The 19,707-nt window shown below is 36.7% G+C and carries 14 protein-coding genes; 7 read left to right on the top strand and 7 right to left on the bottom strand.

All coding sequences use genetic code 11. The features are described from left to right. Positions 1-11: 11 nt before the first annotated feature. Entirely contained in the window at positions 12-596 is a 585-nt protein-coding gene (locus LS684_RS18750) for a hypothetical protein (RefSeq protein ID WP_233808366.1), read from the bottom strand. Positions 597-971: 375 nt separating this feature from the next. Between LS684_RS18750 and LS684_RS18745 the strand changes: the two genes are divergently transcribed. Further along, entirely contained in the window at positions 972-2,591 is a 1,620-nt protein-coding gene (locus LS684_RS18745; protein WP_233808365.1) for a M14 family metallopeptidase, read from the top strand. A gap of 70 nt (positions 2,592-2,661) precedes the next feature. Here LS684_RS18745 and LS684_RS18740 read toward each other — a convergent pair whose 3' ends face one another. Together LS684_RS18740 and LS684_RS18735 are read right to left on the bottom strand one after the other, a co-directional pair. After that, positions 2,662-3,717 (bottom strand): hypothetical protein, encoded by a 1,056-nt coding sequence (locus LS684_RS18740; RefSeq protein WP_233808364.1) that lies wholly within the window; start codon positions 3,715-3,717, stop codon positions 2,662-2,664. A gap of 14 nt (positions 3,718-3,731) precedes the next feature. Next, positions 3,732-5,177 carry an MBOAT family O-acyltransferase gene (locus LS684_RS18735; RefSeq protein WP_233808363.1) on the bottom strand — a complete coding sequence of 482 codons (1,446 nt, stop codon included), beginning with the start codon at positions 5,175-5,177 and terminating at the stop codon, positions 3,732-3,734. 226 nt (positions 5,178-5,403) lie between these two features. Here LS684_RS18735 and LS684_RS18730 point away from each other — a divergent pair, with 226 nt between their 5' ends. Both LS684_RS18730 and LS684_RS18725 read left to right on the top strand, forming a co-directional pair. Next, positions 5,404-6,567 carry a polysaccharide deacetylase family protein gene (locus LS684_RS18730; protein ID WP_233808361.1) on the top strand — a complete coding sequence of 388 codons (1,164 nt, stop codon included), beginning with the start codon at positions 5,404-5,406 and terminating at the stop codon, positions 6,565-6,567. A 403-nt stretch (positions 6,568-6,970) separates the two neighbouring features. Continuing rightward, positions 6,971-9,484 carry a phosphodiester glycosidase family protein gene (locus LS684_RS18725; protein WP_233808356.1) on the top strand — a complete coding sequence of 838 codons (2,514 nt, stop codon included), beginning with the start codon at positions 6,971-6,973 and terminating at the stop codon, positions 9,482-9,484. Positions 9,485-9,537: 53 nt separating this feature from the next. On the opposite strand, the gene LS684_RS18720 is transcribed toward LS684_RS18725, so the two are convergent. Both LS684_RS18720 and secA2 read right to left on the bottom strand, forming a co-directional pair. Next, the gene (locus LS684_RS18720; protein ID WP_233808354.1) at positions 9,538-10,425 is read right to left on the bottom strand and encodes an accessory Sec system S-layer assembly protein; all 888 of its coding nucleotides are present in this window, start codon (positions 10,423-10,425) and stop codon (positions 9,538-9,540) included. Between the two features lie 26 nt (positions 10,426-10,451). Next, the gene (gene secA2 / locus LS684_RS18715) at positions 10,452-12,818 is read right to left on the bottom strand and encodes an accessory Sec system translocase SecA2 (protein ID WP_233808353.1); all 2,367 of its coding nucleotides are present in this window, start codon (positions 12,816-12,818) and stop codon (positions 10,452-10,454) included. Between the two features lie 404 nt (positions 12,819-13,222). Between secA2 and LS684_RS18710 the strand changes: the two genes are divergently transcribed. After that, complete coding sequence (locus tag LS684_RS18710) at positions 13,223-14,269, top strand: glycosyltransferase family 4 protein (RefSeq protein WP_233808346.1); 1,047 nt, start codon at positions 13,223-13,225, stop codon at positions 14,267-14,269. Between the two features lie 199 nt (positions 14,270-14,468). Here LS684_RS18710 and LS684_RS18705 read toward each other — a convergent pair whose 3' ends face one another. Continuing rightward, positions 14,469-15,509, bottom strand: a complete 1,041-nt coding sequence (locus LS684_RS18705) for an LCP family protein (RefSeq protein ID WP_233808344.1) — start codon at positions 15,507-15,509, stop codon at positions 14,469-14,471. Between the two features lie 94 nt (positions 15,510-15,603). Next, positions 15,604-16,242, bottom strand: a complete 639-nt coding sequence (locus LS684_RS18700; protein WP_233808339.1) for a YigZ family protein — start codon at positions 16,240-16,242, stop codon at positions 15,604-15,606. A gap of 431 nt (positions 16,243-16,673) precedes the next feature. Between LS684_RS18700 and LS684_RS18695 the strand changes: the two genes are divergently transcribed. The 3 genes from LS684_RS18695 to LS684_RS18685 all read left to right on the top strand — a co-directional run bounded on the left by LS684_RS18695 (position 16,674) and on the right by LS684_RS18685 (position 19,651). Beyond that, positions 16,674-17,822 (top strand): sensor histidine kinase, encoded by a 1,149-nt coding sequence (locus LS684_RS18695; RefSeq protein ID WP_233808337.1) that lies wholly within the window; start codon positions 16,674-16,676, stop codon positions 17,820-17,822. Between the two features lie 30 nt (positions 17,823-17,852). Further along, the gene (locus LS684_RS18690) at positions 17,853-18,536 is read left to right on the top strand and encodes a response regulator (protein WP_233808336.1); all 684 of its coding nucleotides are present in this window, start codon (positions 17,853-17,855) and stop codon (positions 18,534-18,536) included. A gap of 275 nt (positions 18,537-18,811) precedes the next feature. Next, the gene (locus LS684_RS18685) at positions 18,812-19,651 is read left to right on the top strand and encodes a DegV family protein (RefSeq protein ID WP_233808334.1); all 840 of its coding nucleotides are present in this window, start codon (positions 18,812-18,814) and stop codon (positions 19,649-19,651) included. Positions 19,652-19,707 lie beyond the last annotated feature (56 nt).

The following is a 19,707-nucleotide window of genomic DNA, read 5'->3' as shown; positions in this document are numbered from 1 at the left end:
CTTAATTCAATTTACAAATCTTTGGGGTAGGAAGCTTCGAACAGATACCCATTAGCATATGGAGATACCCTATAATTAATTCCTTCATATAAAAGAGTGCTTTCGTTAATATTCTCAAGATTTTCATTTGGACCCACTCCAAGAGTAGCAAGCAAAGCATCTCCATCCTTTTGTGAATCTTCCCCTTTCAATAGCTGGTACACTACAATCCATCCTGTGAGCATCTTATAATGGTCTTTTGAGCTTTTTGAAATAAATTGTATCTTAACGATACCCTCACCATCACTCATTGCTCTAACTTCCATTTGATCTTGAAGCAGACACTGAAAGTAAGGATCGATTGGATCGTCAACATAGATTAATTCATTTATATGTAAATTCCTGTCCATTTCGTCTGCTAGAGCATTCCATCTATCTTTAAATTCAGCATATGGAATCTTTTCTAGAGTAATGGTTTTTCTGTTATTACTCTTTTGGTTTTCGATGGATGAAATGTTTAGGTATTCATTGTCATTTTGTTTTGCTCTCTGGCCATTCATTTCATTTCGACAGCCACCAACTACGATCAGTAAAGCTAAGACCCATATTATTCTCATATAACACCTCTTCCATATAGATAGGGTTTGTTATTCTTATCCGAAATATGACTTGTTTTGCTATACAGTTAGGAAGAATTAGTCATTTTTCCCCAAACAAAAAAATCCCTCCATAATTTAGCGAGTGTTTCATAAAAATTATTTTGAATATTCTTAGCTTGTATATTTTTCAAGGTTAACAATCTTCTCTACCTTGATAGAGTGTTTGTTTGGTTTAAACAACAATAGAAGCATTATAGCTCTCTTCCATGTGAAAATATTAAATATTAATATTTTGGTAATAAGATACAGAGAGAAAATCTCAAAATTTTTCAAAATAATGCTAGATTTATAAAAAAATAGTCTTTAATATTTGATAGGGAAGGGAGAGGACTAATGAAGAAAAATTATTGGAAGATAGTTATACTTTTATTCTTATGGGTAGTTATTTTTGCTCCAAACACATATGCGAATAAGTTAACTACCGAGTTTATAAAAGTAATTAAAGAAACAGAGTTAATAATAGTTGATGAAAATAATGTGGAAATTGAACGGGTTCCAATAGCATTAGGTACCGTTTTTCAAGTAATAAGCGAAACAGAAGCAGACTACTCTGTGTCATGGAATGACCAAATAGGATTTATATTAAAAGACGTAACGGAACCTGCATCGAGTTGGGATTATTATACCAATAGCACAATATTTAAGCCTACGGTTGATACGGCTGTTTTCAAAATGGAAGATGGAAAATTAGTAAAGCGTGCTAGGCTACTAAAGGGAGAGACTTTTAAACGAATTGGCGAAGAAGGTCTGTATCATCTCGTCCAATTCAGCTCGTTTAAAGGATATGTGTTAAAGGATGAAACCGAACCTGTAATAGCGGGTGAATTACCAAATGGAATTGTAGAAGGAAGTAAGTTCACCAATCGAATGATCTCATTAAATGTAACCAACTTTTATTATTCAAATGGTGGAAAGTTAACTCCGATGGCTCGCATGGAAAAGAAAATTGAAGTTCAAGCGATTGAAGCATATAGAGATTACTTTATCGTGGAGCTTGCTGGTAGGAGAGCATACGTGAAAAAGAGTGATGTGAACCGTTATGTGGGAGACTTCGTTAATCCTCGACATACCTATACATATGAACAAATGATTAAAGATCTAAAGGATATTCGATTATGGTATGCCGATATGACTGAGATTCAAATCATTGGAAATTCAGTAGATGGTCGAAATCTATACGCGCTGAAATTAGGAAGAGGAAAAGAAGAAATTTTCATCAATGGTTCCCATCATGCACGTGAACATTTGACAACCAATGTAGTGATGGAAATGATAGATGCTTATGCATATGCCTATCTTCGAAATCAAACCTTAGATGGGTATAACGTAAGAGAAATTTTGGATAAAACAAGTATTTGGTTTGTTCCAATGGTAAACCCAGATGGCGTGACTTTAGTTCAAAAAGGCTATAAAAGTGCGAAAAATCCGAGCTACGTTTTAAAATTGAACGGGAATAGTAAGGATTTTTCAAGCTGGAAAGCCAACATACGTGGAGTAGACTTAAATAGACAGTATCCTGCGGATTGGGAAAATATTTGCTGTGATCCTGGCAAGCCCGGTCCTCAAAACTATAAAGGGAAGCGCCCATTAAGCGAACCAGAAGCAAAAGCGTTAGTAGACTTTACATTAAAGCATCAGTTTAAATCAGCTACTGCATATCATTCTTCTGGAGAAATTCTTTACTGGCACTTTAATCAGAGTTATTCAAACTCGATAAGGGACAAAGCAATTGCCAATAAGATTAAAGAAAAAACTGGTTATGCTTTAGTTCCCGCTGTGAGAAATCCAAGTGGTGGAGGCTATACAGATTGGTTTATTCAAGAGTTGAAAAAGCCAGGATTTACACCTGAAATTTCGAAATATGTTGGGCCAAGGCCGGTGCCAACATCAAGCTTTGATAGCATTTGGAAGAAGAACTATTCTATTGGTCTAATGCTAGCAAAAGAAACGTGAGAATAAATAAAAGCATCGCCATAGATGAACTGCTCGTAATGTAGGGCAGCTCACCTAGGAGCGATGCTTTTTAATTTCTAACAAACAATTGCTGATTATGTTCTTTAATCCAGGCAAGGTGCTCTGCTAAACTGGCAGAGTCTACATATTTTCCAAAGTCAGGTGGTAGTTCTGGGTCTCCCGGATTACTTATTTTGCGAGCGATGGCTGTGCCGACGTGAGGATAGAAGTGATGGCCATCGAAATAATTTTCTATTTCATTCGTGATAGAATTCGGGTACATGAAGTTATGAACACCCCCAAAAACCGATGTAATATCCTGTAACCATCTTTCGTAATCAGTATAGCGCCCTTCATCGACAAGTGCTTCAAATAGTCTGTTCGAAATGGGTGTAGTGAAGATAATAAAATTTGTATTAGGATTATTTTCCTTTAACTCCAATAAATATTTTTTGTATTCGGGATTGTATTCATACGTTTCACCATAGAATACGTCGCGAAATTTTTGGATTTTAGCTACTGTTTGTTGCTCCTTAAGCTCAGGGTCTATTTCTTTTGCAACTGCTACATTGCTACGGTTATAGTTTCGTTCTTCTAAAATTTTGTTGTCTTTAGACACCTTAAAGTTTTGCCAAGAATACTCAAGTAGGTCTAACGATAATAGGTTTTTATAGCGGTAGAACGGCTCCTCAAGCTTTTTTGTATATTGATCTAAAGACAGTGCCACATTGCTTTCCGTTGTACTGGATTTAAAAAAGTCTAGCCCAATAATAATATTGGTGAAATCTTGACCTCTTTCTTTTTTAGCAAATTCAATAAAGCTATTATATTCACGGACAGACATATTGCTAACTGCATAATTATAAACATCCATCCCTTGGAAATCATGCTGATTAATATACGTAGACCTGCTACTGCCAAGAAGAAGAGTGTCGAATTCAAAAGGCTGAAAGTGTATTCGATTTGTCTTCTGTTGACGTTCGTTTATGACCGTTTGGACATCATTAAATCGGTGCTTAGAACTAAATGTCCACATAGGATCCATTAAATAGATGAATGAACCAGCAGAAAAAATAATAACTCCTACAATAAAAAGAATTTTATAAACAAATGATTTAAATGACATAATCATACTCCACCCTAGAAGTTAAAGTATAGGAATTCTGTGACTTTTTGTAGTTGAAATACAGAATATACAATTAGAGCTGATACAAAGAAAGCATTGGTCCAGTTTGGTTTTAGGTTATTTTTGAGTTCAATTGAGTTTTTGGCAAATAGTGTAACTATCAATCCTAGTAAAATGACAATAGCAGGCTTTATAAATCCATCATCAAGTGGAAATGCATAGAAGTTAGATACCTTTCCTTGTAAATATTCAAAGTGGTTGAACTCTTCTGGCAATCCGAAGCCATTTAAACCCACCATTCCTTTTAGTACGTTTTGAGCAATTTCAAAGGAAGGGGCGCGGAAGAATACCCAAGTTGCATTTACAAACTGGAAGGTGATTAACCATGCTAGCCATTTATACATTTTGAACCCAGCTTTTGACCATAGTCTATTAATGACGCTTGCCAATCCATGTAATACTCCCCATACAATAAAAGTCCAACCAGCACCATGCCAGAAACCACTAATAAAAAAGATAATTAGGATGTTGAGATAGGTTCTAAATCTACCTTTACGGTTTCCCCCTAATGGAATATAGATATATTTTGTAAGAAAGCTTGATAGTGTAATATGCCATCTTCTCCAAAAATCTTGGATATTTAGGGCTTTGTAAGGAGAATTAAAATTCATTGGTAGAACAATATTGAAGAGTAGCCCCGCACCTATTGCCATATCTGAATACCCACTAAAGTCAAAATACAATTGAAATGTATATGATAAAGAGGTTGCCCAAGAATCTACAAAGGTTAAATTCTCCGACATACTATATCCCTTATTCGCCCATACCGAAAAGGTGTCAGCAATTCCTACCTTTTTAAATAATCCCACAGCAAAAATAAATAAGCCTAAACCAATATTTTTGTAGTTAATTTTTCGATTCTGACGATCTGAGAATTGGGACATAACTGCGCTATGATGTACGATTGGCCCCGCAATTAACTGCGGGAAGAAACTTACGAACAGGGAGTAGTTCAAGAAATTATAATTTTTGGTTTCATTTCGAAAAGAGTCTACAAGATAGCCGATCTGCTGAAAGGTGTAAAAGCTGATGGCTAAAGGAAGAATCAAATGAAGCACCTGTAAGTTTGCACCTAATACAACATTTAAATTACTAATAAAAAAGTCATAATATTTAAAATACCCTAGTAAACATACATTAAATACAATTCCGACGGTTAACCAAAATTTTCTTCGATAAGTCGGATTTTCTTTTCCTAAATAGGTTCCAATTAAATAGTTTATACCTAAAGATACAAGAATTAATGGTAAATACTTTGGATTCCACCAGCTATAGAAGAAAAGTGAGCTAAGTAATAACCAAATCTTTGAAATAGTGAAATTCACTTTATTTAAAAGGAAGTAAACAACGAAAACAATAGGAAGAAACACAAAAATAAATTCAAAAGAATTAAAAATCAAGTTAATCTCCTCCGCGAAATTAGAAATGACACGATGAAGTGCCAAACTACATCATACTATACAGAAATTATAGATACAATATTACACTATTGTAGTTTGATAGTGAAATGTGTGTAAATTTAAGTCATTATTTGAAAAAAATTGTAGAAATATAGTTCATATATACTAATTAATATAGTAGAATAACATAATATGAAAAAAATGGTATTACAGGAGGCTGCTAAAGTTGAAGAATAAGGTTTTATGGATGATGGCATTTTTCGTATTCATTCTATTATTATCAGGAAAGTCAATCGCCATTGCAGCAGAAAAGAAAATCGCTGTCGGGGTGAATGATAAGCTTATTGAATTTCCAGATGCAGCTCCATCTATTTCGGATTCGACTGCTTATGTTCCAATTGTTCCATTTGCAGAAGCGATTGGTGCATCCATTACCTATGATTCTAGTAATCAAACGCTACAAGTCAGTAAAGGTGAGCGGTGGATTTTATTTTCTATTGCGGAACATACATTAGTAAATTCTGATGGTATGAATCATAAGGCCAGTATATTTATTAAAGATAAAAGAACGCAAGCGCCTGTTCGTCTATTAGGTGAATTTTTTGGCTATCGGGTAGATTATCTTTCACAGAACAACACCGTTCGATTAGTTAACGGTAAACATACAACTAGTCATAACGGGTTTGTTCAGCTAAATCGAAAAAAACTATTTGAATACTTTAATGGGAAGACAAGTAATAAGGATAATGTTGTTCCAAAAGGCAAGAGAAAGGTGTACCTAACTTTTGATGACGGACCAAACATCTATACTCCGAAGATATTATCGATTCTAAAAACCAAACAGGCATTAGCAACCTTTTTTATGCTTGAACCGAATATGAGGAAATATCCAAGTACCGTAAATCAATTAGTAAATGAGGGACATTATCCAGCTTTACATAGTGTAACGCATGATAAAAATAAGCTTTATATGGGGCAACCACAAAATGTTGCTTTAGAAATGGAAACTGCAAGAAAAACGTTGTTCAATCTTACAGGAGTTAATAGTAAACTGACTCGTGTTCCTTACGGGAGTAAGCCTTATATGAAACAACCATATAGAGATTCTCTCGCCAAGTATGGATTTAAGATGTGGGACTGGCATATCGACACGCTGGATTGGAAATATCAGAGTAACAACCCTAGACAAATTGTTGCGAATGTAAGGCTGGGAATGGAGAAGTTAGCGCTGAAGCAAGATAAGGTTGTTATTCTATTTCATGATTCGAAAGGAACTGCGTCCGTTCTTTCCGAGATTATTGATTATATTCACTATAAAGGATTCCAACTTGAAGTATATGATCCGAACGAACATCATGTGGTAAATTATTGGAATGACAGTCGTTTATAATAGTAATTTATAACTATTAAGGGATAGAGTAGTACTTAATAGCTCTTAAAATATGAAGAAATTAACCTAAAAGGGTATTATTATATATCTCTCATAAAATAGCCAAAACATGAAAATATTTCATGTTATATCTTGTATAACAGCCCTTATGTGTTAAAATAAAAGTGTAATACACTTCCGTTTTGTTTGGCGATAAAGTGTGGGCGATGGTTGGTCGCAGGCCGAAAAAAGATATCTGCTTTTTAAAAAGCAGATATCTTTTTTTGGTTATAGGACATTAGTTTTATCTATGAAAAGCTGGGTCGAACCTCTTGGTTTTTTGTCAAAATAAGTTATAATTTAGTAGGATAACTTTATTTTTCCAAATATAGTATTTTACTAGAAAAAGAGGGATCGTTCAGCTATGAAAAAGTACTTTATCGCTATATTGATTTTCTTTCTAATTGGGATACAAATTCAGCCTGTGAATGCTGCAGAGAGTGTGACCAAATTAACTCCAGGCATTTCATTAACAAATCAGTCTTTGTCTATTTCTAACAAGAAACAATCCATCCATCAAATACAAATTAATTTACAAGATCCCTATACAGATATTGATTATGGGATTTCGAATCCAATAAATAAGTTAACACCAGTAACTTCATTAGCTAAGATGCATACATTTGAGAAGCATCATGTTGTTGGAGCTATTAATGCTTCTTTTTTTCATATGGATTCAGGGGAAGTGGCCTATCTGTTATCTTCAAATAATCAGATAGCAAATCTTGGGGCTTTATCTTCATCCTCAACTGATTACATGCATACACCAGCAGCATTCGGTAAGGATAGAAGTGGGAAAGGAATAATCGATCGTTTTCAGCTGCAAATATCTATTACACACCATAATCAAACTTATCAATTATCTTCCTTTAACAGACAGCGTAATGAGAATGAAAGTATTCTATACACTCAAAGCTTTCGCTATAGTCATACAAGAACGAATCCGACAGGAATGGAAATAGTAGTTAAAGGGCTTAATAAGAATCTCGATCCAGGTGCGACTTTTGGAGAGCCCGTAACAGGGAAAGTTGTTAGTATTCGCCCTTATGGTCAAGTGACTAGTGCCGAAATACCAAAGGATGGTTATGTTATTTCTGCCCATGGAACAGCTGTAGACCAAGTGCGAAATTTAAAGGTAGGAGACCCAGTTACTATTCAAGTGGGAATTGATCAAAAATGGAAGGATGCTAAGTTTATTTTAGCGAGTGGTCCTCTCCTTGTTCAAAATGGAAAGTCTAGTATGACCATTGATTCAAGTAGTCCAAGGGCCACTAGCCGAGCACCTCGTTCAGCAGTAGCAGTTGATGCATCTGGCACTAAGGTTTTTTACGTAACTGTTGATGGAAGGCAGCCGGGCTATAGTGAAGGGATGACATTGAAAGAATTTTCTAATTATCTTGTAGGAATTGGAGCATATCAAGCACTTAACTTGGATGGCGGTGGTTCTACAACAATGGCTGCTCGAATTCCTGGAAATCGGTATGCATCTTTAGTCAATAAACCATCCGATGGAAAGCAACGTTCGGTATCAGCTATTTTACAAGCAATTAGTACCGCCCCATATGGACAAGCAGCTACATTCGAAGCAAAACAAGCCGCTGAAGGCAAGATTTTAGTAGGCGGTTCTGTCGCATTTCAACTTAATAACGTACTAGATTCATATAATAATTTAATAACCCTAAACAATGAAATGATTGAATATGAAGTAATAGGTGGAATTGGCACGGTGGAAAATCACCGGTTTATTGCAGAAAAGGCTGGGAATGGGTATGTATTAGTTAAATCTGGTCTAGCAAAGGTGAAGGTTCCAATTGCTGTAGTTGCGAATCCTAGTAAAATAGAAGCTTCCCAACCGAGTATTTATATTGGGAAAGGACAATCACAGAAATTATCTCTAAAAGTATATGATTCCAATGGGAAATTGCTTATACATGATCCTCAAAGAATAACTTGGAAAGCAGAAGGAAATGTAGGTACTGTTCAGCCTGATGGTACCTTTATTGCCTCTACAATTGATGCAAATGGTTCTCTTACAGCACAAATCGGGGAAAAGAAGCTTTCCATACCAGTAACCGTTAATAATAAACCGAAGCTTCTAGATGGCTTTGAGAGTCTTACAAAATGGAGTACAGATAGTGTGCGTGCACGAACAACTATTGGGAGCGTTTCAGATGGATCTCAAAAGGAAGGCAATAGCTATCTAAAATTAAATTACGATTTCACTGGTAATAAATCGGGAACTACTGCTTCATATGCTGTAGCAAAAAACCGAATCCCTATTGAAGGAAAGCCATTAGCAATTGGCTTATGGGCATATGGTGATGGCCAAAATCATTGGTTAAGAGGTAGGTTATATGATGCGGCTGGTAAAGAGGTGACCGTAAGCTTTACAGAGGAGGGCGCTTTGAATTGGAATGGCTGGAAGTATGTTCAAGCCACTATTCCGACGAATGTACAGTATCCTCTCTCATTTGAACGAGTGTATATAGCAGAAACCGTAATTGCTAAGCAATCAAAGGGTACAATTTACTTGGATCAGCTACAAGCAATTTATGAGCTTCCACATAAAGAAGCCTATTTTAAAACGAACTCTAGTACAAAAACAGTAGAGAGTGATAAAAAGTGGACGGTATCATTTAATACGGCGTTAAGTCCTACAACAGTAAATGACAAAGCCATTTATGTTCAAGATGTTGATGGGAATCGACTGCAAGTCAAGGTTGGTTTGCATACAGATGGGAAAACGGCGTATATTCAAAGCCCTGTTGCTGGGTATGAAAAAGGAAAAGCTTATCAGCTAATTGTAACCAAGGCTGTTCGATCGTTAAATGGAGTAGCGATGAGAAAAGACTATGCAATGCCGTTTATCATAAAATAACAAAAGGTTATACAAAAAAAGGATCAACTACATGAGTTGATCCTTTTATATTCCTATTGAATAGGATATACCTTCCATTTGGATAGGTCAGGTTTTTCTTTTGTAACTAGACTAGATGGAAAGATGAAAGTCCAAGGCTTAGATGTATTTGCTTTAATTTCAAAATTATCTAGCTTGAAGCCTCCTTTTGCAATGACTTCACCAGAAGCATCTTCTACCTGCAAAGGAAGCTGCTGAATATTCATGTTCTTATCATGCCCATTGCGTATCAATACTGTAACATGTAATTCTCCTGAATCTGCTGATTTGGCTTGAATACCCATAAAATTGACTTCACCTTGTTTAGGAGGCTGAATACTCTGTACAAGCTTTTCTAATTTCTCTTTTTCTTCAAGTGCAATGGATTGTTCCCATGTTTCATGCAAATCCAATTGATGTTTTTTCTTAAGTTCGAAAGCAATGGTCCATCCTTCTTTTTCAAACTCGGATTTCAATAAAGCCGAAGCTGGAAATAGAAAGCTCCAAGGACGGCTGCTTTTAGCAGGAAGATCACCAAGCTCACTTAAATCGAAAGTATGCTTTGCAATGACTTCTTTATTCGAATCTAATAGTAACAAGTTTACCTCTTGAAATTTGATTGATTTTGTAAGACTGTTTCTTACAAATGCAGTTACCTCAACGCCAGCTTGGTCTGGACGAATTTCAATCCCAGATAATGAAATTTGATTCGGCTTTAAAGGCGGCAGCTCATTATTTAAAAAACGTAAAACGTACATTTGTTCAGATTGAATATTCCAGGACGGGTGAAGAGAAAGGTCAGTGAATATTTCCTCTTCAGCTGATTCCTCAGAAACTTGAAAGAGATCTTCAGAAGAGACACTGCTTTCCAACCCAGTCTTTTTCATTCTATCTTGGTTTTTACGACGGAAGATCGATAGCATAGCTTCTACTACTCCTTTAAAATGGATTACAATTCCTCTTGCGCATTTTCAAATTGCTTAATTAATGACACTGCTTCTATACAAATATCCTTTTGGATTTTATGGAAGGATAATGTGAAAAGCTCAAGCCCCTCACGCTGATATATTCTCATCGGGTCTTCTTGTTGATAATGACGAAGTCCAATGCCTTCTTTCAAACGCGTCATTCCTTCTAAATGCTGAACCCAGTGATGATCGATAATAGCTGTCATAATATATTTAAGACCTGCTTGTACTTGTTCTTGCTCTTTAAGAGATTCGAGCTTTTGTAAATATTGATCTAGTGCTGTGAAGACGCTTTGGTTTATTTCTTTTAGTTCGGTAATGATATCAGTTACCACGATCTTTTCGGCGAGTAGAAGGGTGTTTACTGTTTGGTATAGATCTTGTGTAGTCCATTCTTCAGGCAGAATATCTTCTTGGCAGGTTTGGTCAATTTCTGTTTGAATGGTCTCTTTTACCATTGGGATCAGTAGTTCGATTCGATCATCTTGTTCTAAAACCTTATTTCTGAGAGTGTAAATAATACTTCTTTGCTCATTTACTACATCATCTAGCTTTAGATTGTATTCCCGCATCGAGAAGCTTGCGCCTTCTACAATACGCTGTACTCTATCTACGAACTCATGAACATTTTTATTTAGGACAATTCCTTCTTCGTTAACTGATAGCTTCTTTTCAAGTTTTTCTAAGTCATCTTTAGCGAAACGGCGGAACATTTCATCTTCTAAAGAGATGAAGAATTGGCTCTCTCCAGGGTCTCCCTGGCGCCCTGAACGTCCTCTTAATTGATTATCAATTCGGCGACTTTCATGTTTTTCAGTTCCGAGAACATACAGTCCACCAAGCTCTGCAACACCTTCACCTAATAGGATATCTGTCCCGCGTCCAGCCATGTTCGTCGCAATCGTGATCTGACTTTTTTGACCAGCAAGTGAAATTAAACGTACTTCTTGCTCGACACTTTTTGCATTTAATATTTCATAAGGTAGCTCTGCTTCATTAAAGTATTTAGCTACTTTTTCTGATTGAAGAATAGAAGAAGTACCAACTAATACCGGCTGCCCTTTTTTATAGCGTTCTTTGACTTCTTTCGTTACGGCTACGTATTTTTCATGAGCTGTTCGGAAAACGATGTCATCCCGGTCATCCCGAATCTTCGGTCTATTCGTCGGAATTTGGATAACAGACATTCCATAAACCTGCTCAAATTCTTTTTCCTCTGTCTTTGCTGTACCAGTCATTCCAGATAAATGCGGATACATTCTGTAATAGTTCTGAATGGTTATAGATGCTTGCGTTTTATTTTCTTCAGTTATTTCTAAGGATTCTTTGGCCTCGATTGCTTGGTGAAGTCCGTCGCTTAATGTTCTGCCTTCCATAATACGGCCTGTAAACATATCAACGAGCATGATTTTTCCTTCGCGAACGATATAGTCAACATCTCTTGTAAACATTACATGAGCTCGAACAGCTTGGATGACGTAATGGTAAAGTGTTTGGTGTTCTAGCTCATATAAATTATCTACACCAAAAGCCTTCTCCACCTTTTCAATTCCTACGTCTGTTAGGCTAGTTGCCTTTGTTTCATCATCAAAGTGATAATCCAATTCTACTTTAAAGCGCTTTGCTAATCGAGCAGCGATATAATGAAGATCAGCGCTCGACTTCATTTTTCCAGCAATAATTAACGGTGTTTTGGCCTCGTCAATTAGGACGCTATCTACTTCGTCTATAATCGCGAAATGGTAAGGTCGTTGAACACGTTCTTTTGGGTCGCGAGCCATGTTATCTCTTAAATAATCGAAACCAAATTCGATTCCTACTCCATAGGTAATATCTGATCTATAGGCAGATATTTTTTCCTCGGGCATCATCATTGGAAGGTTCAAACCAACAGAAAGTCCTAAAAATTCATGTATCTGACCAATCATTTCACGATCGCGTCGTGCTAAATAATCATTCACCGTAATGACATGTACACCTTTGCCTTCTAAGGCTCTTAGGTAGCTAGGAAGTGAAGCTACAAGAGTCTTTCCTTCACCAGTAGCCATTTCAGCAATATTACCTTCGGTTAGAACAAGCCCACCGATTAATTGAACGTCAAAATGGCGCATGCCTAGCACTCTTTTAGAAGCTTCTCTGACAACTGCAAATGCTTCAGTCTGAATATCTTGAATAGAGGCACCATTTTGAATGGCATTTTTAAATTCAAGGGTTTTCTCTTTTAATTGTTCGTCTGTAAAACGTTCAAATCTAGGCTCTAAAGAATTTATTTCTTCTACTAATTTACTATATTTTTTTAGTCGTTTTTCATTTGTATCCCCAAGGGTTTTTTTGAGAAACGTTAGCATATTCGTACGCTCCTTCATTCCTACTAGTTTAATTCTAACATTTATTAATCTTACCAAAAGAAAGGATATTTTACTATATAGATTGAAGAACTAGAAAATATATGCAACTTTTATTTGATATATTTCGTCATATGTTTTAGATTGGAAAAAGAGGGTACAATCTGCTTACATAATGAAGTAGGAAAAAATATAGTGGAATATTTAGAGATAAGTAGATATAATAATGAAGTTGTAATGGGCTAATTTTTTTACAAAACTGTAAAAGAAATGAGCGAGAATTATTGCTATACTGTTTTTTAGAAAATTGTTTAATTTTATGGTAACCATTTTTTTGTTGAATATGACGAACTTGTTAATTTAAAAATTTTTGACTTTGGATATGCTAATAGTTGAGGAGGTACGATATGGTTTACCTTACCTTGTTAATATGTTTTATCGCATCGATTATTATGACACCGTTAGTAAAGAAATTGGCGATAAAAATTGGTGCAGTTGATAAACCGAATAATCGAAAAGTTCATCAGAGGATTATGCCCCGCTTAGGTGGCTTGGCAATATATATCAGCTTTCTTGTAGGAGTCCTCTTTCTTAGACCTGAAGGAGAACTGGTAATACCTATCCTAATTGGTAGCTTAATCATCATCGTAACTGGCGTTTTGGATGACATGATGGAGTTATCGGCAAAATTTAAATTGCTTGGTCAATTAGCTGCAGCTGCAACAGTAGTAATTGGCGGAGTTAGTGTAGAGTATATTAATGTGCCTTTTGTAGGGCAAATTGAGTTTGGGATATTCAGTATCCCATTAACCATTCTTTGGATCGTGGGAATTACAAATGCCATTAACCTAATTGATGGCTTAGATGGTTTGGCTGCGGGAGTATCTTCCATTGCTCTTATAACAATATCAGGGATGGCAATCCTGAAAGGGGACCTGTTTGTTGTAAGCTTTGGAATTATTCTGTTAGGAAGTACTCTTGGGTTTTTGGTATATAATTTCCACCCTGCAAAAATATTTATGGGTGATACAGGAGCTCTTTTCCTAGGGTTTATGATTGCTGTTCTATCCTTGCTTGGCTTTAAAAATGTAACAGTGATTTCTTTGATTGTCCCTGTTATTATTTTAGGTGTACCGATTTCTGATACATTTTTTGCGATTATTAGACGAATTGTCAATAAGCAGCCATTGTCTGCTCCAGATAAATCTCATTTGCATCACTGCTTACTACGGTTTGGTTACTCTCACCGTCAAACGGTTTTAATTATATATGCAATGGCAGCAATGTTTGGTTTGGCTGCTGTAATCTTTTCTCAATCAACAATGTGGGGCTCACTTGTAGTCATTACTGTGTTAATAGTAGGAATTGAATTGTTTGCAGAATTAATTGGATTAGTTGGTAGTGAATACAAGCCGTTATTAAAGCGAATGGCAAACGTGAAGAATCGAATATAATAGTCAAAAGTGCGACCATTTGTCGCGCTTTTTTATTGTTTAAGAAATGATAAAATTTATTCATTGTTGATAAGTGCCTCCACATCTAGCTCCATCGCCTTGCCCCTCGAGGTGAGCTTGCAATTAACCCTTTGTTTATTTGAGATGAAAGAAAATGACGATATAAAAATAGCTTTGCCCCTAATAGGGGCAAAGCTATTTAATAGTTGCTCGAGTTAGTATTTTCGCTGTCTTCTAATGATGAGCGATCAAGTTCTTCTTCCTCAATTCCAAGGTGAACTTGTAGAGTTAGTTGCACTTCGCTAATAGATTCTTCGTCTAATTGATAATAATAGGATCTGTTATTTCCATTATCAATCCAAAGGTCTTCTCCATCTATTTTTATGGAATCGATCTGTAAAGAAGATCCTGCAGTGGCATAATCAAAAAATGATTTCATTTGGCTAAATGATAAGTCAGTTTGCATATTTTCCCCGATAGCATCAATTACATCTGCATATTTTGTAATGGAATTAGCTGAAATAGCTTTATCGACAATTGCTTTTAGGATTTCCTGTTGCCTTTCCCCACGCATAATATCATTATCCTGGTGTCTTGTTCTTGCAAGAGCAAGCGCCTCTTCACCGTCTAACACTTGTAAGCCTGGTTGTAGGCTAATTGCGTTGCGATTATCTTTCGAATCAAACTCATTGATAGCGTAAGGAACTTCAACCTTGATTCCGTCTAAAGCATCTACGATATCAATAAATGCATTGAAATTAACTTTTACATAATAATCAATGGGTATTTCTAGTAGCTCTTCTACTGTTTCAATGGTTGATGCAGGGCCGCCAAAGGCATGAGCGTGATTAATTTTATCTTCTATATCCTCAGATGGTATATAAACAAGAGAATCACGAGGAATACTTAGAAGCTTAACTGATTTGGCTTTCTTATTAAAGGTAGCTACCATAAGGGCATCTGATCTAGAGTTTACCTCGGCCCTTGTATCACTGTCATCTACACCTATCATTAATATAGAAATATTATCTACCTTTGGGTCGACTTCCGTTCTTTTTGTATCCCTTTCAATAGGTGTATAGGATTCGTCCATTACAGATTCTGCTTTGCTATATAAGAAAGCGCCATATACAGTGGCACTAATTGTTAATACAAGAATAGGTAGAAGGATCCACGCAACAATTCTTTTACGTCTAGCTTTTTTAATTTGCCTTTTATAGGCGTTTCTGTTTTTTGCCATACCTGATCTCCTCTATCAGAATTTTTCCCACATGTCAAAAAAATAAGCCAAGTTTCATTCTACATTTTTTTTTGTTTTTCGTAAAATGAAATTTTTACTTCTTCACATCCTCTTCTAAATAAAGCACATCCCCCTTATCGATCGCTCCCTGTCCATTCGTCAATTCCACCATCCACTCGGTAAAGCTCTCGGTTTGTGCTTCTTCGACAAAAACCTCAAATTCGACATTGTCTAGATAATGAATGTCTTTAATCGTATAAATGGAAGAGCGCAGTTCGTTTTCGAGTTTTCCGATCCATGTATAGTCAACCTTTGTATGCATGACGCGCATCAGTTTTCGTTCAACTACACCAGTTGCTTCAATTCCTTCAGAGGTTGATTTTCCATAAGCACGGATGAGTCCACCTGCACCTAATTTTATTCCACCAAAGTACCTCGTTATCACAACAACTGTGTCTTTTAGGTGCTTTTTTTTCAAAACCTCTAAAATCGGTACTCCTGCTGTACCACTTGGTTCGCCGTCATCATTTGCTTTTTGTATTTGATCGTGCTCTCCAATTAAATAGGCGGAGCAATTATGTGTCGCATTCCAATGCTGTTTTTTTATATGTTGAATAAAAGCTTGTGCTTTTTCTTCTGTTTCAGCTCGGGCAACTTGAGCGATAAATCGTGATTTCTGTATGGTGATCTCGTGTTCTCCATCACCTTTAACGGTATAGTAATTGGGCAGCATTTCTACCGCTCCTTTCGATAAAGAATAACACTCTTACAAAGGGAATAGCTAAACGCTTATTCCAACATATCTTCCGTCAAATCTCTATTATACGTCATTTTCTATACTATTTCGACATTTTATGTGTTTATTCTGAAGAAGCTGTTTATCAACAGATTGTAATGTTTCTTTAATGTGACTGTCACGTTGTCATGCTATACTTTACAAGATACATTTTAGGATTAAATTTTTCTATTGTTTCAGGCATAGAAGCCTTCGTGTCGTGATATAGTAACTATAGGACATTCGGCACGTGGCAATAGAGATAACCTGCGTCTTTTTACCGAATTTTCGGTAGTTTTGATATATCTAGATAGTAAGAAAAGTGATTTCACGCTAAAATATTTCCAAAGAGTATCAAGGATTGTTGATATTTCCCCTGGAGGGATAAAATGGCAAAAAAGAAATTTGACACAAAGACACTCGACTTTATATTAGGGAAAATGATCGACACGGTAGGAAATAGTAAGGATGAAATTTTCCGCATAGGCGAACAGTGTCGAAAGGATTACGATAGTCTGACAGATGAGCTAAAGGAAGTCAAAGGTCTCGTTATCCAAGTAATCGATGAAGGGGACAAGCTAGAGGTTAACACGAGGTTTGCGAGAAAACGCCTTTCTGAGGTAAGCAAACACTTTAATGATTATACAGAATCGGAAGTTCGCGAGGCATACGAAAAGGCACATCAACTACAAATGGACCTTACGATGAATCGGCAAATGGAGAAGTCGCTTCGTGACCGTAGAGATGATATTGAAAGAAGATTACTAGGACTAACAGAGACAATTGAACGAGCTGAGCATCTGGTATCACAAATAACAGTTGTCATGAATTACTTAATGAGCGACCTGAAGCAGGTTGGCGAAGCATTGGAAGATGCTCAGTTGAAACAAGACTTCGGGCTTAAGATTATTGAAGCTCAAGAGGAAGAGCGCAAAAGACTTTCTAGAGAAATTCATGATGGACCAGCTCAAATGATGGCGAATGTCATGATGCGTTCAGATTTAATTGAAAAAATCTATAAAGAACGTGGGGCAGACGAGGCAATTACAGAAATTCGGAGCGTTAAGAAAATGGTTCGAAATGCTTTATATGAAGTACGAAGGATCATCTATGATTTACGTCCTATGGCTCTTGATGATTTAGGCCTAGTTCCTACCCTCAAAAAATATTTACAGACGATCGAAGAATATCATAAGGAAACCAATATTTATTTTACCAGCATTGGGGAGAATCGAAGGCTCCCTACTAAATACGAAGTAGCCCTATTTCGTCTTGTCCAGGAATCCGTTACAAATGCATTAAAGCATGCAGCAGCAAGAGAAATTCAAGTGAAGATTGAACTTTCTAAGGCAAATATCACAGTAGTAATTAAGGATGATGGAAAGGGGTTCGATGTAGGTGAAAAGAATCCAGAATCCTTTGGCATAATTGGGATGAGAGAACGAGTGGAACTCCTTGAAGGAGAGATGAGCATTGACTCAAAGCTCGGAAGGGGAACCATTGTACTAATCCAAGTACCAATAACAAATCTGATATAAAACATATAAAGGCTCAGGGAGGAAATCTATATGACTACAAAGATTGTCATTATCGATGATCATCAATTATTCCGTGAAGGGGTTAAACGCATTCTAGATTTTGAACGTTCATTTGATGTAGTAGCAGAAGGTGATGATGGAACAGAAGTAGTTGAATTAGTTGAGAAATATCAACCGGATGTCATTATTATGGATATCAATATGCCTAAGACGAATGGTGTAGAGGCAACTGCTCAATTAATTCAGAAATATCCAGAATCAAAGGTCATTATCTTATCGATTCACGACGACGAAAACTACGTGACACACGCCCTTAAGACTGGAGCAAGCGGCTATCTTCTAAAGGAAATGGACGCAGATGCACTAATTGAAGCGGTGAAAGTGGTGGCGGATGGAGGATCTTACTTGCATCCGAAAGTGACACATAACCTAGTAAATGAATACCGCCGTTTAGCTTCTGAGCAAGCTGGTGGTGAGGGCTATGTTCAGCAAGTTGAAATTCGTCGCCCGCTCCACTTACTTACGCGTCGTGAGTGTGAAGTTCTGCAGTTGTTAGCAGACGGAAAGAGCAATAGAGGAATTGGAGAAGCACTATTCATTAGTGAAAAAACGGTTAAAAACCATGTAAGTAACATTCTTCAAAAAATGAACGTCAACGATCGTACACAAGCAGTTGTCGTGGCGATTAAAAATGGTTGGGTGGAAGTTCGATAATTTTTGAGGTGATATGTGGAGAGAAGTACGTTAAATGGACGTACTTCTCTTTTTAGTAGATGAACTAAAGTAATAAAGCTCCTATATGAAAACATTACCATATATAGCAAGTGCTATAATATGCTTTCTTTGTACACTACTAAAGGAGAGAAGCATTTTAAGGAATTGTATGATTTTTCCTTGGCCCATGCTAAACATAATGCATTTTTAATCCTTTTCATATAAAATGAATAGTAAGCATATAGTAGAGAAAAACGTATAAGGAAGGTACTTTTATGAAGACGGCAGTCGTTACGGATAGTACAGCGTACATACCGAAGGAATTGCGTGAGAAATTAAACATACATATGATTCCTCTTAGTGTGATTTTCGGAAATGAATCCTATCAAGAAGAGGTTGAAATAAGTGCAGCAGATTTTTATGAAGAGGTAAAACATAAGGAGCTTCCAACGACCTCCCAACCAGCGGTAGGAGAGTTTGTAGAACTCTTTGAAAAGCTTTCAAAGGAATACGATGCCGTAGTTAGTATCCATCTATCAAGTGGAATTAGCGGAACGTATCAAGGAGCTGTATCAGCAGGGAATATGGTGGAAGGGATTCACGTCTTTCCATTTGACTCAGAAATCAGCTGTATGGTCCAAGGCTTTTATGTATTGGAAGCAGCTGAAATGGCTCAGGCGGGGAAATCCCCAGATGAAATTATGGCACGTTTAGAGGAAATGCGAGAAACACTTACTGCCTACTTTATGGTAGATGACCTTTCCCACTTGCAGCGTGGCGGACGTCTGTCTAGTGCACAAGCCATTATTGGTAGCCTTCTTCAAGTAAAGCCGCTGCTACACTTTGAAGACAAAATGATTGTACCTTTTGAAAAAATCCGCACACGTAAAAAAGCCATGAAGCGCATTGTTGAGCTTCTAGGGGAAGCGGTTGCGAGCGGTGAACCACATCGTGCTGTGATCATTCATGCCAATCGCGAAGAGGAAGCAATCGAGTGGAAGCAAGAGCTTGAAGCTCAATATCCACACGTAGAATTTATGATTAGCTATTTTGGGCCTGTCATTGGGACGCACCTAGGTGAAGGGTCCATGGGACTTGGATGGGTAAAAAAATAGAAAAAACGTCACTTCAATAGCTGGAGTGACGTTTTTTTATTTTTGTCAAAAATTCG

Source organism: Cytobacillus spongiae, assembly GCF_021390075.1.
Note: the sequence above shows the minus strand (reverse complement) of the source record. Positions and strands in the feature narration are given on the sequence as shown.

Excerpts from the sequence above, each read along its gene's own strand:
- LS684_RS18725 (WP_233808356.1), top strand. The coding sequence starts at position 6,971 with ATGAAAAAGTACTTTATCGCTATATTGATTTTCTTTCTAATTGGGATA.
- LS684_RS18745 (WP_233808365.1), top strand. The coding sequence starts at position 972 with ATGAAGAAAAATTATTGGAAGATAGTTATACTTTTATTCTTATGGGTA.
- LS684_RS18700 (WP_233808339.1), bottom strand. The coding sequence starts at position 16,242 with ATGCTGCCCAATTACTATACCGTTAAAGGTGATGGAGAACACGAGATC.
- LS684_RS18705 (WP_233808344.1), bottom strand. The coding sequence starts at position 15,509 with ATGGCAAAAAACAGAAACGCCTATAAAAGGCAAATTAAAAAAGCTAGA.
- LS684_RS18685 (WP_233808334.1), top strand. The coding sequence starts at position 18,812 with ATGAAGACGGCAGTCGTTACGGATAGTACAGCGTACATACCGAAGGAA.
- LS684_RS18740 (WP_233808364.1), bottom strand. The coding sequence starts at position 3,717 with ATGTCATTTAAATCATTTGTTTATAAAATTCTTTTTATTGTAGGAGTT.
- LS684_RS18750 (WP_233808366.1), bottom strand. The coding sequence starts at position 596 with ATGAGAATAATATGGGTCTTAGCTTTACTGATCGTAGTTGGTGGCTGT.
- LS684_RS18720 (WP_233808354.1), bottom strand. The coding sequence starts at position 10,425 with ATGCTATCGATCTTCCGTCGTAAAAACCAAGATAGAATGAAAAAGACT.
- LS684_RS18710 (WP_233808346.1), top strand. The coding sequence starts at position 13,223 with ATGGTTTACCTTACCTTGTTAATATGTTTTATCGCATCGATTATTATG.
- LS684_RS18695 (WP_233808337.1), top strand. The coding sequence starts at position 16,674 with ATGGCAAAAAAGAAATTTGACACAAAGACACTCGACTTTATATTAGGG.
- LS684_RS18690 (WP_233808336.1), top strand. The coding sequence starts at position 17,853 with ATGACTACAAAGATTGTCATTATCGATGATCATCAATTATTCCGTGAA.
- secA2 (WP_233808353.1), bottom strand. The coding sequence starts at position 12,818 with ATGCTAACGTTTCTCAAAAAAACCCTTGGGGATACAAATGAAAAACGA.